The organism is Mesorhizobium sp. 2RAF45 (genome assembly GCF_052115225.1).
Lineage (GTDB): Bacteria > Pseudomonadota > Alphaproteobacteria > Rhizobiales > Rhizobiaceae > Mesorhizobium > Mesorhizobium jarvisii.
On sequence record NZ_JBFRGG010000001.1, the window covers coordinates 477,186 to 493,619 of the forward strand.

The 16,434-nt window shown below is 61.2% G+C and carries 15 protein-coding genes; 8 read left to right on the forward strand and 7 right to left on the reverse strand.

Annotated elements, in window-relative coordinates; all coding sequences use genetic code 11:
• Positions 1–68: 68 nt before the first annotated feature.
• Complete coding sequence (locus AB4Z43_RS02390; protein ID WP_441935717.1) at positions 69–311, reverse strand: hypothetical protein; 243 nt, start codon at positions 309–311, stop codon at positions 69–71.
• An 89-nt stretch (positions 312–400) separates the two neighbouring features.
• Between AB4Z43_RS02390 and AB4Z43_RS02395 the strand changes: the two genes are divergently transcribed.
• The 5 genes from AB4Z43_RS02395 (at position 401) to AB4Z43_RS02415 (ending at position 6,748) form a co-directional block, all read left to right on the forward strand.
• Entirely contained in the window at positions 401–2,470 is a 2,070-nt protein-coding gene (locus AB4Z43_RS02395; protein ID WP_010910017.1) for an ASKHA domain-containing protein, read from the forward strand.
• 189 nt (positions 2,471–2,659) lie between these two features.
• Positions 2,660–2,845: a hypothetical protein gene (locus AB4Z43_RS02400; protein ID WP_032933507.1), complete on the forward strand. Its 186-nt coding sequence runs from the start codon at positions 2,660–2,662 to the stop codon at positions 2,843–2,845.
• A 232-nt stretch (positions 2,846–3,077) separates the two neighbouring features.
• The gene (locus AB4Z43_RS02405; RefSeq protein WP_441935719.1) at positions 3,078–4,061 is read left to right on the forward strand and encodes an alpha/beta hydrolase fold domain-containing protein; all 984 of its coding nucleotides are present in this window, start codon (positions 3,078–3,080) and stop codon (positions 4,059–4,061) included.
• Between the two features lie 231 nt (positions 4,062–4,292).
• Positions 4,293–6,017, forward strand: coding sequence for an AIPR family protein (locus AB4Z43_RS02410; RefSeq protein WP_441935721.1), 1,725 nt, complete (start codon positions 4,293–4,295; stop codon positions 6,015–6,017).
• An 8-nt stretch (positions 6,018–6,025) separates the two neighbouring features.
• Positions 6,026–6,748 carry a hypothetical protein gene (locus tag AB4Z43_RS02415; RefSeq protein WP_441935723.1) on the forward strand — a complete coding sequence of 241 codons (723 nt, stop codon included), beginning with the start codon at positions 6,026–6,028 and terminating at the stop codon, positions 6,746–6,748.
• Between the two features lie 226 nt (positions 6,749–6,974).
• Here AB4Z43_RS02415 and AB4Z43_RS02420 read toward each other — a convergent pair whose 3' ends face one another.
• Entirely contained in the window at positions 6,975–7,874 is a 900-nt protein-coding gene (locus AB4Z43_RS02420; protein ID WP_441935725.1) for a LysR substrate-binding domain-containing protein, read from the reverse strand.
• Positions 7,875–8,106: 232 nt separating this feature from the next.
• On the opposite strand from AB4Z43_RS02420, the gene AB4Z43_RS02425 reads away from it, so the two are divergent.
• From AB4Z43_RS02425 to AB4Z43_RS02435, 3 genes are all read left to right on the forward strand, one after another.
• Positions 8,107–8,292 (forward strand): hypothetical protein, encoded by a 186-nt coding sequence (locus AB4Z43_RS02425; protein WP_032930657.1) that lies wholly within the window; start codon positions 8,107–8,109, stop codon positions 8,290–8,292.
• A gap of 338 nt (positions 8,293–8,630) precedes the next feature.
• Positions 8,631–8,765 (forward strand): hypothetical protein, encoded by a 135-nt coding sequence (locus tag AB4Z43_RS02430; protein WP_080512035.1) that lies wholly within the window; start codon positions 8,631–8,633, stop codon positions 8,763–8,765.
• A gap of 345 nt (positions 8,766–9,110) precedes the next feature.
• Positions 9,111–10,049 carry a GlxA family transcriptional regulator gene (locus tag AB4Z43_RS02435; RefSeq protein WP_246723905.1) on the forward strand — a complete coding sequence of 313 codons (939 nt, stop codon included), beginning with the start codon at positions 9,111–9,113 and terminating at the stop codon, positions 10,047–10,049.
• Positions 10,050–10,064: 15 nt separating this feature from the next.
• On the opposite strand, the gene AB4Z43_RS02440 is transcribed toward AB4Z43_RS02435, so the two are convergent.
• The 5 genes from AB4Z43_RS02440 to AB4Z43_RS02460 form a co-directional block, all read right to left on the reverse strand.
• Positions 10,065–10,856: an ABC transporter ATP-binding protein gene (locus tag AB4Z43_RS02440; protein ID WP_441935727.1), complete on the reverse strand. Its 792-nt coding sequence runs from the start codon at positions 10,854–10,856 to the stop codon at positions 10,065–10,067.
• Entirely contained in the window at positions 10,853–11,626 is a 774-nt protein-coding gene (locus AB4Z43_RS02445) for an ABC transporter permease (RefSeq protein ID WP_032930659.1), read from the reverse strand. Before AB4Z43_RS02445 ends, AB4Z43_RS02440 begins: the two co-directional genes overlap by 4 nt.
• Positions 11,627–11,713: 87 nt before the next feature.
• A complete protein-coding gene (locus tag AB4Z43_RS02450; protein WP_441935729.1) occupies positions 11,714–12,664 on the reverse strand; it encodes an ABC transporter substrate-binding protein in 951 nt (316 codons plus the stop codon).
• Between the two features lie 210 nt (positions 12,665–12,874).
• A complete protein-coding gene (locus AB4Z43_RS02455; protein ID WP_441935731.1) occupies positions 12,875–13,723 on the reverse strand; it encodes a DUF1194 domain-containing protein in 849 nt (282 codons plus the stop codon).
• 93 nt (positions 13,724–13,816) lie between these two features.
• Positions 13,817–16,378 (reverse strand): GcvT family protein, encoded by a 2,562-nt coding sequence (locus AB4Z43_RS02460; protein WP_441935733.1) that lies wholly within the window; start codon positions 16,376–16,378, stop codon positions 13,817–13,819.
• Between the last annotated feature and the right edge of the window lie 56 nt (positions 16,379–16,434).

A 16,434-nucleotide genomic window follows, 5' to 3' on the forward strand; every position in this document is an offset into this window, starting at 1 on the left:
TGAACCGGACTGCAAACCACGCTGGACCGATCGCATCATCGATGCGGTCGGACGCGTCTGCTTTGCGGTCAGGCGACGCCCAATATGGCGTCGAACAACGCCATTCCCGCCCACGATCCGAATATGCCGGTCACGCCGCCTATGACGAAGTCATCGTCATAGGCGGGCCACAGCCCGTTGAGCAGCAGCACCGCGACAATCGCACCGAGAATTCCGGTGGCCAGATATTGCGGATTGCGCAGCCACGGCCCCTTCAGCAGCCGCACCATGGTAAAAGCGGTGAATATGCTGGACAGCAGGAGATCGGACATGATTGGCCTCTGGACCATCAGACAGTCCGCCCAATAGTGAAACGATCCGTTAAACGGTATCGACAATCCCTTCCGAGACACGTGTACGCATGAACTCGCCTGCCAACATTACCGATCCACTCGTGCTGTTCATGCCGTCGGGCAAGCGCGGGCGGTTTCCCGTCGGCACGCCGGTGCTCGATGCCGCGCGTCAGCTTGGCGTCTATGTCGAGAGCGTGTGCGGCGGCCGCGCCACGTGCGGGCGCTGCCAGATCGAGGTGCAGGAAGGCAATTTCGCCAAGCACAAGATCGTCTCCTCCAACGACCACATCTCACCCAAGGGACCCAAGGAAGAGCGCTACGAGCGCGTGCGCGGCCTGCCTGAGCGGCGTCGCCTCTCCTGCTCGGCGCAGATCCTCGGCGACCTCGTCATCGACGTGCCGCAGGACACGGTCATCAACGCGCAGACCATCCGCAAGGATGCCGACACCAGGGTGATCGCCCGCGATACGGCGATCCGCATGTGCTATGTCGAGATCGAAGAGCCCGACATGCACAAGCCGCTCGGCGACCTTGACCGGCTGAAGATCGCGCTGATGAAGGATTGGGGCTTCAAAAACCTCGAATTCGACTTCTACCTGCTGCCGCAGGTGCAAGGCATATTGCGCAAGGGCAACTGGACCGCGACCGCCGCCATCCACAAGGACGCCGACAGCGATATAGCGCGCGTCATCGCGCTTTGGCCGGGCCTCAAGAACGAGGCCTATGGCCTGGCTTGCGACATCGGCTCGACCACCATCGCCATGCATCTGGTGTCGCTGCTGTCGGGCCGCGTCGCGGCTTCGTCCGGCACCTCGAACCCGCAGATCCGCTTCGGCGAGGATCTGATGAGCCGTGTCTCTTATGTGATGATGAACCCGGACGGCCGCGAAGGCATGACGGTGGCCGTGCGCGAGGCGATCTCCAGCCTCGTCGACAAGGTCTGCGCGGAGGGCAATGTCCAGCGCAACGACATCCTGGATTCCGTCTTCGTCGGCAATCCGATCATGCACCATCTGTTCCTCGGCATCGATCCGACCGAACTCGGCGGCGCCCCCTTCGCACTCGCCGTCTCGGGTGCGGTGCGTATCAAGGCCTCCGACATCGGCCTCAAGCTCAACCAGGGTGCGCGCCTCTATATGCTGCCCTGCATCGCCGGCCATGTCGGCGCCGACGCGGCGGCGGTGACGCTGTCGGAAGGCCCGCATCGCCAGGACGAGATGATGCTGATCGTCGACGTCGGCACCAATGCCGAGATCGTGCTCGGCAACCGTGCGCGGGTCGTGGCGGCCTCCTCTCCGACCGGTCCGGCTTTCGAGGGCGCCGAAATCTCCGGCGGCCAGCGTGCCGCCCCCGGCGCCATCGAGCGCGTGCGCATCGATCCCGACACGCTGGAACCAAAATACCGCGTCATCGGCTCGGAACTGTGGTCCGATGAGCCCGGCTTCCTCGACAGCGTGCAGGCGACCGGCGTCACCGGCATCTGCGGCTCCGGCATCATCGAGATCGTGGCGGAGATGTATCTCGCCGGCATCATCTCGGAGGATGGCGTTGTCGACGGATCGCTTGCCGCGCGCTCTCCGCGCGTCACCGCCAATGGTCGCACCTTCTCCTATGTGCTTAAGGAAGGCGAACCGAAGATCACCATCACCCAGACCGATGTGCGCGCCATCCAGCTCGCCAAGGCAGCCCTCTATGCCGGCACCAAGCTTTTGATGGAAAAGCAGAATACCGAGCATGTCGACCGCATCCATTTCGCCGGCGCCTTCGGCTCCTTCATCGATCCGAAATACGCCATGGTGCTGGGTCTGATCCCCGATTGCGACCTCGACAAGGTTTCCGCCGTCGGCAACGCCGCGGGTGCTGGTGCGCGCATGGCGCTCCTGAACCGTGGCTATCGCCGCGAGATCGAGGAGACGGTGAGCCAGATCGAGAAGATCGAGACCGCACTGGAACCGAAATTCCAGGAGCATTTCGTCTACGCCATGGCGCTGCCCAACAAGGTCGACCCGTTCCCGAAACTGTCGGCGGCGGTGAAACTGCCGCCGCGCAAGACGGTGAGCGAGGACGGCATCGCCGGCGACGCCACGCCGCGCCGACGCTCGCGCGAAGGCCACGCGGCAAGGCGTAGCCGCGAATAGACGCGACCTTCACAGGCCATCTCGAACCTCAAACTCATTTGCATGCAAATGTTTCCGGATCGAACCGATCTGGAAACCAAACCGCTGTTTTCGCGAAATCCATCCGATACATGGCAGGCGCATTTACCCCGCATCGAACGGCGGCCGAGGACAATCCTCGACCCCCGCCGTTCTTCAAGGGAGATGAAAATGTCGATGTTCGAAAATCTCGGCCGCTTCGGTGTGACCATCAGGCAGAACCATGCCAGGAACAAGGCGATCCGCGCGCTGAACAGCCTGCCGGCGCATGTCCAGAAGGATATCGGCTGGCCGGCCTCGCCGCCCAGCGACCCGCAGGCCGCGCTCGCGTCGCTGCTTCTGGGCACGGCGCGCTGATGACCTTTGCCGACAAATGCAAATTGCTTGGCAGGCGCCCGGGATCCCGGACATCCCCGGCGGCTGCCAGCAACCGGCTGCGCGCGGCACTTTTGCCGCGCCGCTGATGGCGGCGGCGCGCATCACACCGCCGTGGACACCGGGTAAATCTTGACATTTTCGGCCAAGGTACGATCTTCGCAAGAGAGGGGAAATTCTCTTAGTCGGCTGCAGCCGAAGTTCGTGTACCCGCATGCCAAGTTTGAAAAGCCACTTCGTGTCGTTCGTGCTCAGGTACAGCCGCAAAAAGGCCTTTTCCAGCCCGGAAAACCTGCGGCGCTGGATCGCGGCCGCGCGCAAGACCGAGGATCATCATCCGCCGGCTTCGCTACATCAGCGCTTGCACATCCAGACACGCACAGTCGACGGCTTTCCGGTTTACGAAATCGCCCCCAAGGCCGGCGAGCAGAGGCGAATTCTCTATCTGCACGGCGGCGCCTATGTCTTTGAAATCACGCCCTATCACTGGCACCTGATTGCCGACATGGCCGACCGGCTGGGCTATGCCATCACCGTGCCGATCTATCCCATCGCTCCGGAGCACGATTTCCACGCCATGTTCGGCATGGTCGGCGACGTCTATCGCCAGATGCTCGACGAGACGGAGGCGGAAGACATCGTCTTCATGGGCGATTCCGCCGGCGGCAACATGGCCGTGGTGCTGACCATGATGGCCGCGGAAGAAGGCTTGCCCCTGCCCGCGCGCCACGTGCTGATCTCGCCCGGCCTCGACATGTCGCTTTCCAACCCGAAGCTGTTCGAGGCAGAGCGCAACGACCCCTGGCTCGGCATCGCGGGTGGTCTCGAAGCGATCCGGATGTACAGCGCCGGCATCGATCGCAGCGACTGGCACATCAGCCCGATCTATGGCGACGTGTCGGTGCTGCCGAAGACGCTGCTTTTGACCGGCTCGCACGATCTCTTGACGCCCGACAATCTGATCTTCGCGCAAAAGGCGCGGGACGCTGGTGTCGAGGTCGAGGTCGTCCACGAGGAAGGCATGTTCCACGCCTGGCCATTGATCGACATGCCGGAAGCACGCCGCGCGCGCCAGCACATCGTGGCGTTTCTAACCAGTGGAAGAACCGCTCGTCAGGGCAAGAACGAGGCGATCACCACCTGGTCAGCCGAAGCTTCGTCAGGCAATCCGTTCAAGACCGGATTGGCTAGCACTTAGATTGCTTGCACCATTTCCTCGTATCGATCTGGCTGATAGGCGATCTTCCCGGCTTTCGATTAGGTCTGCCCAACCTTCCACATCGGCTGCAGTGAGAGTTCGCCCGGAACCGTCGGAGTCTGAGGCTTTATTCTTTCAATGCAGGACTATTTGGTGGATGACGCCAGCCAAGATTCGACCAGCGTAAGTGAAATCGAGTAGAGCTAAGCCCCTTACGGGGGAGATACAATCATGGCAGACGACCAATATCGCGTCCTTGTACAGCAAATGACCGAGGAGCGCGCCAAGGACGCTGGGATCGACGATAGCAGCAAGGCGTTCGAGATGGTCGTCAACACGCTCTTGATGGGCCCCTATGACCTCAGCGTGGATGAAATTGATGCCGGCAACACCGATGGCGGTGGCGACGGTCAGGTTGACGCGATGTTCGTTCTCGTAAACGGCCATGCGATGACCGAGGAGGATGTTGAGAACAAGACCATCCCTGAAAAGGGTCCGCTTGAGATCGAAATCATCCTCATCCAGTCCAAATACACCAATTCCTTCGAGGAGAACCCTCTGAAGTCGGTGCGCGCGACCGTCGCGGACCTGCTCGACCTTGGCAAGGACTACAGCAAGCACGAATTCAAGGAGTACAATCCCGACGTCCAGACGCAATTCGCTATCGCGCGCTACAGCATTTTAGCGTCTTCCGGCCGCGCAGCGACCATCAAGGCCACCCTGTACTATGCGACGAAGGGTGACGACGCCAACATACACAAAAGCGTTTTGGCAACGGCTGAGACGCTTAAAAAGGAATTGGCAGCTCGTAGCACCACGGCTAACGCGAATATCGAATTCCTCAGCGCGCGAGACCTCATCGAGATTTCACGCAGGCCACAAACCAACGTCAAAAACCTTGTGTTTCAGGAGTCGTTGTCTCACGATGGACTGTCTATCGCCTGCCTGGTGACCATTGAATCGTTGATGGCGTTTTTGAGCGATGCCAACGGCAGCATCGTCAGGGCACTCTTTGACGCCAATGTGCGAGACTTTCTGGGCGCCACTGATGTCAACGACGCGATAGCGCAAACCCTCGAATCCTTAGGCGACGAAGATTTTTGGTGGTTCAACAACGGCATTACGCTCGTTGCCGACAAAGTCGACCCCAAAGGAAAGACCTTTGCGCTCACAGACCCACTTTTGGTCAACGGGCTGCAGACTTCGAACGTCATCCACGCGTTCATGTCGTCGGACAAGTTTACCCAGGGCGTGAAGGACCATATCAAGGGCAAGCGGGTGCTGGTACGCATAATTATTCCGCCGTCGGATTCCATACGGGACTCGATTATCCGGGCCACGAACAGCCAGACGCATATTCCAAAGCCGTACTTGCGCGGAATGGACCGCATTCACCGAAACATCGAAGACCATCTCCGCCAGATTGGCATCTTTTACGAGCGTAGGAAGAACCAATATCGCAACCAAGGCAGAGCTCGCTCAACCATCGTCACTCTTACGGAGATGGCACAGTCTCTAGTTTCGGCTCTACTGTTCAAGGGTGGCGACGCACGAGGCCGCCCCAATTCACTGCTGAAGTTGGACGATGAGTACGGGCAACTGTTTTCGGAGGCATATCCGCTGGGTACCTTTGCCAATATCATTCAGGCTAAGCGCGATATCATCAAGGAGTTGCTGCTGCAGCAACCCGCCCGTGGGTCCGCCTTCCGCAACAACGTCGTCTGGCACATATTGGCCTACATTAGCGCGAGCCGCTTTCACACCACGAAGCATGCGGGCGAACAATGGGCGAATCTCAAGCTTACCGCCTATGATATCGGTGCGGCGGTAAGCGACGTAGTCAAATGGTTTGATGAAACCGGAGGGGACGACAAGGTCGCCAAATCCCCCGCATTCCAAAACGAAATCAAAACCAAGGCCGATGAGGTCCGGAACGCTCCGAAGGCAGAAGCCTAGTTGCGGACATGACGAAATCTCCCGACAAAGCCTTTGATCTGACTGCCGTTGTCGACCAGCTAGACCCGACCCGCGACAAGAATCTCATCCGCGCGATAAAAGTGTTTCACGCAGTGGAGTCTGTCGGATTGGACCTTCGTGATGCGGCAGAATCCGTCAAAATTCTGCATGGTATCGGTAGGGAGAATTCGGAGACGGCATCGCGCGTTGGCAGCGCGCTGCTTGTCCATGCGGTCATCATTTACTCACGCGCCACTCATACCAGAGCAGTCCAACGGTTCAATGTTGGTGTAACGCGGGCCTACGATCGGGCGCTAAAGGCAAAACATGCCGAAATCATTGACCTTCGCGACAAGTGCATGGCCCACTTTGGCCCCGGTAAAGACCTTTGGCATGACGAGCGAGTGGTCTACGTCGAACGAGCCTCGGGCAACGGTGTTTTCCTTGTCCATCGTCGGACGAATTTCAGTTTGAAAGCGATCGAAGACCTGGGCGACCTTCTTGCGGCTGCAATACCTTACGTTAAGTGGCTAGAGAAAGATCGTGCAATCGAGCTAGGCAGCAAGCTGACCGAAGCAGATAAGCTAGCCTCGGCTATCATCGACGGACACGAATTTGATATCGAGGCATTTTTCAAGACCAATGAGCTCAAATCGAGAGTTAGGGAAGAAGCGGCTTTCTCGCAGGATCTTTGGGAAGCTGAGCGCCGAATGTGGGATGGCAAGCGTTAGAACAGAAACGCCGCTAGACGACTACCCTGCGGTAGAGCCAGTCGGATTCGAACCAACGTTACTGGAGTGTTCGGATAGCTGGTGAATGCGCATTATCCAGATGAATTTCAAGGCCCGGCTACGCATTGTTCGCAGCCTGACAGCAAAAGACTCGCTATGATTTCAAACAGATAATCGATCGGTTGATGCCATCGTGCGAGCTGAAACGCGGCTCACGGCAAGCTCGTCAGAACTTGCCGGTTTCCCGGAACACTTCGAAGGTCGCGCGGATATGGTCGGCGACGGCTTTGACCGGAGCGCTGGCGTCCGGCGCCACCACCATGGCCAGATTGTAGGTGCCGATATCGGGCATGCCGTCCTTCGGGCAGAGCTCGACCATGTCGTTGCCGAGGAATGATCGGGGCAGCGGCGCGACGGCCAGGTCGGCCATGATCGCGGCACGCTGGCCGGCCGTGTGCGCGCTCATATAGGCGACGCGGTAGTTGCGGCCCTCGCGCCCCAGGGCTTCGAGCGCGCCGGCACGCCAGGCGCACCCCTCTTCCCACAATGACACCGGCAGCGGTTCGCGCAGATGCGCGCAGCCGCCCTTGGCGCCGGCCCACACGATCGGCTCGGTGAGCAGCACCTCGGCGCCGAGCGCGCTGGTCTTGTAGGAGTTGGTCAAAAGCGTGATGTCGAGCGCCCGGTCGTCCATGCGCCGGCGCAGATTGCTGCTCTGGTCGATGGTGACGTCGACGGCGATCGACGGATGCGACTGCGCGAAACGCTTCAGCACATGCGGCAGCACGCGCTCGCCATAATCATCCGGCGAGCCGAGCCGCACCACCCCGACAATCTCGGGAATGATGAACTTCGACACCACTTCACGGTTGATCGACAGCAGCCGGCGGGCATAGCCGAGCAGCATCTCGCCATCCGTGGTCAGCGACACCGACCGGGCGTCGCGCGCGAACACTGAGCGGCCGAGAATGTCCTCCAGCTTCTTGATCTGCATGGAGACCGCGGACGGCGTGCGGAAGACGGCATTGGCGGCAGTGGTGAAGCTGCCGGTCTCGGCAATCGCCACGAAAGTGCGCATAACGTCGAGATCGAGCAGCGGCAGCGGATGATTGAGCGGGGCGTTCATCGGAAGCGACCTTCAATTTTTCTGATACAAAGCATCATTCCATTTCGTTTGATTGAACACCGAATTGGGAGGATAGTCAACTCCATCGGTTGAGGTTCTGCCACAAGCAGCCACGAAACGACCACGACACAAACCTGCAATCGACATGAAATGGGGTTGAAACACGCCGCGTGTAAGACCTCCCAAATCAAACGCCGGAATGTCCCCCGGCCCGGCACCAAAGGAGAATGAAATGTCTATCCTGTCATCCCTCGGTCGCATCGCGACTGAATTCAGCGCGGCACGTGCCCGCTACCAGACCGAACGCGCCATCCGCTCCCTGCCGATCGAACTGCAGAAGGATATCGGCTGGCCTGAGGCTTCCGACACCAAGACCGGCACTCGCAACGGCGTTGGATCCTGGGCTGGAGCAAAGTAGATCGTGTGTACCAAATGCTGAAGGCCTGCCGCGCCCCCAGCCCGGCAGGCCTTCTTTATTTTATTTGTATTCAAATGAGTTTGAAGCCATGCCGCCAACGCATGACGCATATGAGCAAGCCGCATAGCAGCTCTGATTTCGAATTAATGCCTTGTAAATAATCACAAATTTCAAGCAGCTTGCCCAAATTTGTCGCAATCCGTGTCGCATTTCATATCAAGCGCTTCGTTTTTGCGATTTAGTTTTACGCAGCACAAGCCTATATCAGCGGCAGCAAACGAGCTGCCCCACTCCATCAAGCGAAGGCGACCCGTCTGAGCAACCGATAGGAGATGATGATGAAGCTTTTTGCCCGCCTCTTTACCCGCCGCGAAATGAACCTGACGACCGCTCTCGAGCGTCAGCGCCTTGCCAACACCATGCCCGGCCAGACCGGTGCGATGGCTGCGGCGCGCCTCGGCTTCGTGGCCTGACCATTTTTCAAGGCAGCGTCTCCCTGCCGCTGCTTCAAGACTGTAACGCCGCCTGGCTCCCGCCACGGCGGCGTTTTTGTTTTGCCTTTGTACATTTTGCCTGTCGCGTGAACAGTTGATGCCGCTCCCCGGAGCATTACCGCACACGGATTGCCCATTTGCGACCCATGTCGCAAATATTGTCTCGCAAAGGCAGCGTAGCCAATTGACAGCCAAGGTTTTTCCTGATGTCGCTATGCTATTCGCGACATCCTGTTCGCGCCATGGCCAGATGAGGTTCCCGTGAACGCCATCAAGCATCCGATCAAGCGATCGTTTGTGTTTTTCCTTGTCCCCGACTTCACCATGATCGCTTTTGCGACCGCACTTGACCCGCTGCGCTCCGCCAACCGCATGCTCGGCTACGAGGCCTATCGTTGGCGCCTCGCCAGCATCGACGGCAAGCCGGTGCGCGCCTCGAACGGCGTCGAATGCGCGGTCAACACCTCGCTGGAGGAAGAACGCAAGAAGATGGCAGGCCCCGACCGGCCGAACATGGCCATCGTCTGCAGCGGCGTCAATGTCGAGCGCTACCAGAACAAATCGGCCTTCGCCTGGCTGCGCGAGGAGTACAATCGTGGCGTCGCCGTTGGCGGCCTGTGCACCGGCGCGCACATCCTTGCCGCCGCCGGCCTCTTGTCCAACAAGCGCTGCGCCATCCATTGGGAAAACCTGCCGGGCTTTTCCGAGGCGTTCCCGAAGGCCAATGTCTTTGCCGACCTCTTTGAGGTCGACCAGAACATCTATACCTGCGCCGGCGGCACCGCCGCGCTCGATATGATGCTGAAGCTGATCGGCGACGATTTCGACGAGAGCCTCGTCAACCGGGTCTGCGAACAGGTGCTGACCGATCGCGTGCGCAGCCCGACCGACCGCCAGCGCCTGCCGCTGCGCGCCCGCCTCGGCGTGCAGAACTCGAAGGTGCTGACCATCATCGAACTGATGGAAGGCAATCTCTCCGAGCCGCTGTCGCTGATCGAGATCGCCGACCATGTCGACCTGTCGCGTCGCCAGATCGAGCGCCTGTTCCGCACCGAGATGGGCCGTTCCCCTGCCCGCTACTATCTGGAGATCCGGCTCGACCGCGCCCGGCACCTGCTGATCCAGTCGTCGATGCCGGTGGTCGAGGTCGCGGTCGCCTGCGGCTTCGTCTCGGCCTCGCATTTCTCGAAATGCTACCGCGAGCTCTACGCCCGCTCGCCACAGCAGGAGCGCGTCGACCGCAAGCAGTTGCTGGCGGCCTGATCCCCCGGATCAGGCTCAGGCCGGCTGCGCCTGCGCCGTGCGCATCGCCTCGACGCGGATGTCCTCGGTCAGCCGCGCTTTCAGCGCCGAGAATTCCGGACTGGTCTTCAGCGTGTAGTGGCGCGGATGCGGCAGATCGATGGCGACATCCGACTTGATGCTGCCGGGACGCGCTTTCATCACGATGACGCGCGAGGCCATGAAGATCGCCTCCTCGATGTCGTGGGTGACGAACAGCACGGTCTTCTTGCGCCGCTCCCAGATGCCGAGGAGCAGCTCCTGCATCAGCCCGCGTGTCTGGTTGTCGAGGGCGCCAAACGGCTCGTCCAGCAACAGGATCTCGGGATCGTTGGCGAGCGCCCGGGCGATCGCCGTGCGCTGCTGCATGCCGCCGGACAGCTGCTTCGGCCAATGGTTTTCAAACCCCTTCAGCCCGACCAGATCGACATAGGAGGCGACGATGTCGTCCCGTTCCTTTGGCGCCATGCCGCGTTCGCGCAGGCCGAAGGCGATGTTCTCGCTCACCGTCAGCCACGGGAACAGCGTGTAGGACTGGAAGACCATGCCGCGATCCGGTCCCGGCCGCGTCACCGCCTTGTCGTCGAGCAGCACACGGCCTTCACTCGGCGCTTCCAGGCCGGCGACAATTCTGAGCAGCGTCGACTTTCCGCAGCCGGACGGCCCCAGAATGGTGATGAAGTCATTGGCGGCGACCGCCAGGTCGATCGGCATCAGCGCCTTGACCGGCAGTCCGCCACGCACGCCAGCAAAGGTGCGCGAGACGCCCTCGATGAGGAGCTTGCTCACGCCAGGCTCCATGGAAAGAGCCAGCGGTTGAACGCCTTGAAGGCGAAATCGGACAACAGCCCGATCAGCCCGATGACGATGATGCCGAAAATGATCTGTCCGGTCGCCAGCCGCGACTGGCTGTTGATGATCATGTAGCCGATGCCGGAGGACGAGCCGATCAGCTCGGCGACGATGACATAAGTCCAGGCCCAGCCGAGCACCAGGCGCAGCGTCTCGGCGATTTCGGGGGCGTTGGCCGGCATGATCACCCTTTTGACGATGCCGTTGTTGGTCGAGCCCAGCGTATAGGCGGCCTCGACCAGATCGCGCCGCGTCGAGCCGACCTTGACGGCGACGATCAGGATGATCTGGAACACCGAGCCGACGAAGATGACCAGCAGCTTTTCCAGTTCGCCAATGCCAGCCCACAGGATCAGCAGCGGAATGAAGGCCGAGGCGGGCAGATAGCGGGCGAAGGAGACGAAGGGTTCCAGGAACGCTTCCACCGGCTTCCAGGCGCCCATGGCAATGCCGATCGGCACGGCGACGACCGAGGCCAGCACGAAGCCGCCGAAGACGCGCCATATGGTGATCAATATGTCGAGCCAGAACCGGTCCTCGACCAGCAGCCGCCACCCATCCCGCAGCATCGACAGCGGATCGGCGAGGAAGATACGGTTGACGTGGCCGCCAAGCGTGATCCAGGCCCAGAAGGCAATGAACAGCACGAAAAAGGAAATGCCGAGCGCGGTTCTCAGGCCCGGCGAGACTGGATGCAAGGGGCGCATCTTCACATCGTCCCCATCAAATTATCACGTGTCCAGGAGAGAGCGGCGGCGCCAGGCGCCACCGCAGGATGGGCAGAGGCCGGACGGTCAGTTCGCCACCGCGCTGGTGTCGGCCAGCGTGGCGACGTCGGGCGCTTCCTTGATCAGCCCCATCTGCAACAGCAACTCGCCCGCGGTCTTGGAAAAATCCTGGAATTCCTTGGTGAAGAACTGCTGGTTATCGGCCTTGTCGGCCCATTTCAGGTACTTCGCCGAATCCTCGAATTCCTTGGCCGACTGCTTCACGTCGGCGCCCATGATCTCGTAGGATTTCTGCGGGTCCTTCTTGATCAGGTCGAGCGCCTCGAAATAGCTGTCGGCGAGCGCCTTGGCGGCGTCGGGATTGGCCTTGAGGAATTCGGGCGTGCAGCCGACCGTGTCGAGCACCATCGGATAGTCGAGAGTGGTCGCCAGTATGTGGCCCTGGTCAGCCTTGTCGCGCACGGCCGAGATGAACGGCTCGTAGGTGACCGCTGCATCGTTCTGGCCGGCGAGGAAGGCCTGTGCCGCCGCGTCCGGCTCCAGATTGACGACCGTCACGTCCTTGGTCGACATGCCGTTCTTGTTCAGCACCCAGGCGAGCAGGAAATAGGGCGACGTGCCCGGGGCCGAGGAGGCGACGTTCTTGCCCTTGAGATCGGCGACCGACTTGATGTCGTTGCGCACGACGATGCCGTCGGCGCCATAGGATTTGTCGAGTTGGAAGATCTGCTTGGTGGTCACCCCGCTGGCGTTCCACACCAGCCAGGTCTCGACCGTGGTGGCGGCGCATTGCAGGTCGCCGCTGGCGATGGCGAGCGGACGGCTGGCCTGCGGCACCTTCTTTAAGGTCACGTCGAGGCCGTGCTTCTCGAAGAGCCCTGCCTGTTTGGCAAGTGTCAGCGGCGCGAAGCCGGTCCAGCCGCTGATTCCGATGGTGACCGATGTAGCGGCCATCACCGGCGCGGACAGACCGGCGGCAAACGTCAAAGTCGCGGCGAAAACGGCGATCCTGTTCATGTCGGTTCCCCTTTTTTGTGTGGGCGAAATTGTTCACAGACGCCTATCGGCTTGTCAATCAACAGGAACGTGTTCGGCGGCTGCCAGCAGGCTCACCTCACCACTTACGTTGGGCAGAATTGAAGCCCTGCCCATTGACAGTCGCCGCCACGGCGCTCGGCCGATGAAATGCGATCGTCCTCGTCGTCACCGCTGGTTGGCTCGGTCGGCTCAGCGACTGTCCAACATCCAATTGCGGTTGCGCCACATTTTCTCGCCGATCTGGCAGTCGGCGGCGGGCTTGTCCTGCGTCAGCACCACCGGCGGATGATCCGCCTCCTCCGCCGCCCATTGCGGTGAGGCCGGGCCGGCAAGCTCCAGCACCAGCTTGCGGCGGATGGCTTCGGGAAATTGCGTCCAGTCATTGACCGGGATCATGAAGGCGCCGGGGCCGCCGATGACGCAGTCGCTGTAGTAGCGGTCAAGATCGTTGACGTCGTAGGCGCCGGAAAGGCCACCCCGGGTCATCAGCGGCAGGCCGTTGATGACGATGCCTTGTCTGACCACGCCGTCGCGGGTGAGATTAACCGGAGCGCCCTGGTTGTTGGGTCCGTCGCCGGAAATGTCGATGACCCGCTTGGTCCCTTGGTAGCCGCTTTCGGCGAAGAGGTCGCTGCCGAATTCCAGCGCGCCGGAGATCGAGGTGCGCCGCGCGCTGTTGGGCGGCTGCGCGGACAATTGCGCGACCACCCGCTCCGCGTCGGCACGGTTGGCGATGACAGTCCATGGCACGATGACACGCTGCCATGTGGTGCCGGCCCATTCGACATAGGTGACGGCAATCTTGCCATGGGCGCCATCGGCGATCGCCTGCAGCACGTTGTCGTGCGTCAGCGCCGCCGCGTAGCCATGACGCTGGATCTCGAGCTCGTCCGCCGACATCGACAGCGAAACGTCGACCGCCAGCACCAGCTCGACATCGACCGGCTCATCCGCGCGAGACCCCGGCGTCAGCCAGAGCATCAGCGCCAGCGCGGCGCAGCCGGAAAGGAGATGTCTTGCGCGCGACAAAGCAGACATGCCGCAAGGGTAAGCGAAAACCGCCCGCTTAAAAAGACAAAAGCCCGGCTCGAAACCAGGCTTTTGCGATCAGTCCGTTGCTCCGGCCGAACCTCAGCTGCGCGGCTTGAGGTTCTCCGGGTCGTAGAGCGGCTTGTAGCCGACGCCGGCGACTTCGACAGGATAGGTCTCGCCGAAATACTCGACATTGAGCTTGCGGCCTTCCTGCGCATACGAATGCGGCAGATAGGCGAGCGCGATGTTCTTGCCGATCGTCGGTCCATAGGCGACCGAGGTGGTGAAGGAGCGGCGGCCGAGTTCATCGACCAACGTTTCCCCGGTGGCCGGGTCCAGCACCGGCATCGTGCCAACGGGATAACGCGCCACGCCCTTGGAATCAGTGTTTTCGGTCATCACCAGCGTGCACAAAGTCGCCGGCTGGTGCTCGCGGGCGCGGTATTCCACATGCTTGGCCTTGCCGCAGAAATCGTTCTCCTTGACCTTCGGCCGCGCGAGATCGGCTTCCAACAGATTGTACTCGGTCAGAAGGTCGGCATTCTGCAGGCGCAGGCTCTTTTCCATGCGGCGCGTATTGGCGTAGGTCTCGACGCCGAACGGCATCACGCCGGTCGAGCGCAGTGCGTCCCAGACGGCGAGGCCATCCTCGTAGCGCATGTGCAGTTCCCAGCCCTGCTCGCCGACATAGGAGATGCGGAAGGCGGTGACATCCTTGCCGCCGATGCGGACCGGCTTGATCGCCGCGAAGGGGAAATTCTCCGGCGAAAGGCCCTCGGGATGCTCGACCACCTTCTGCAAGGTGGTGCGGGCATTCGGACCCCAAATGCCGATAGTGACGTATTTCTCCGTCACATCGGTGACGGTGACGTCAAAGCCTTTGTCCTGCGCGGTGCGCTGCATGTAGCGGAAGTCGCGCGGGCCGGCATCGGCGCCGTCGATGACGCGGCAGCGGTCGGCCATGCGGATCACGGTGAAGTCGGCGCGCACCATGCCTTCCTCGTCGAGGAAGTGGGTGTAGATGCCCTTGCCGATGTTGTTGTCGCCGCCGATCTTGGCCGCGCAAAGCCATTCAAGCAGCGCGACATGGTCTGGCCCTTCGACGTCATACATCGAGAAATGCGAGAGGTTGACGATGCCGCAATCCTCGCTCATCGCCAGATGCTCGGCATTGGAGACGCGCCAGAAATGGCGGTTGTCCCACTCGTTCTCGCGTACGGGAACGCGGTTGCCATATTTCTCAAGCAGGTGCTCGTTGGCGGCGTAGCCATGGGCACGCTCCCAGCCGCCCAGTTCCATGAAATAGCCGCCGAGTTCCTTCTCGCGCTCCCAGAACGGCGAGCGCCTTATGTTGCGGGCCTTGGAGAAGGGCTCGCGCGGATGCACCGCGGGATTGTAGACCTTCATCGCCGTCTCGGTGCAGCGATCCCAGATGAACTGTTCCTTCGTCTGGTGCGGATAGAAGCGCGCATAATCGATGGCATGATGGTCGATTGCCGTGCGGCCGTCCGTCATCCAGTCGGCGATCAGCTTGCCCATGCCTGGGCCGTCCTTGACCCAGATGGCGACGGCATACCAGAGCCCGCGCACCTTCTGGCTTTCGCCCATGGACGGGCCGCCGTCGGCGGTCACCTGCAGCAGGCCGTTGAAGGAATGGCTTTCATTGTAGCCGAGTTCACCCAGGATCGGCGTCAGCTCCATGGCGCGCTCGAGCGGCGCCAGGATCTGCTCCATGTCGAGATCGCGCTGGGACGGCGACAGCCGCGCCTCATGCTTTTCCAGGAGGTCGCGCGGATGGCAAAGGCGCGGATTGTTTTCTTCGTAATAGCCCCACTCGATCTGGCCGCCTTCGGCGGTCTTGGGATCGCCGGTGTCGCGCATATAGGCCGAATTGCCCTGGTCGCGCAGCAGCGGCCAGCCGATCTCCTTGCCGGTGCCGGCGAACTCGTTGTAGGGGCCGAAGAATGTGAGCGGATGGTCGATCGGCATGACCGGCAAATCCTCGCCGACCATTTCCGCGATCAGCCTGCCCCATATGCCGGCGCAGACGATGACATAGTCGGCCTCGATGGTGCCGCGATCGGTCACCACGGCGCTGATGCGGCCGTCCTTGACGACGAGCGACTTGGCCGGCGTGTTGGCGAAGGATTTGAGCTTGCCCGATGCTTCCGCCTGGTCGACCAGCTTGCCGGCGACGGTCTGCGAGCGCGGGATGACCAGACCGGCGTCCGGATCCCAAAGGCCGCCCTGCACCATCCCCTCTTCGATCAGCGGGAATTTCTCCTTGATCTCGGCCGGTTCGATCAGGCGCGCGCGTGTGCCAAAGGCCTTCGCCGAGGCGATCTTGCGCTTGATCTCGTCCATGCGGCTGTCGTCGCCGACGCGAGCCACTTCGAGGCCGCCGATGCGGGCGTAATGGCCCATCTTCTCGTAGAAATCGATGGAATAAAGCGTCGTCCAGCAGGACAGGAAATCATGGCTGGTGGTGTAGCAGAAATCGGAAGCGTGCGCGGTCGAACCGATATCGGTCGGGATGCCCGACTTGTCGATGCCGACAATGTCGGTCCAGCCACGTTCGATCAGGTGATGGGCGATCGATGCGCCGACGATACCGCCGAGGCCAATGATGACGACCTTCGCCTTTTTCGGAAACTCTGCCATTGCCCGCGACTCCAGATGCTATTGCGGGCAGCTTCGGCGCCCGTTTGATCGGCGCA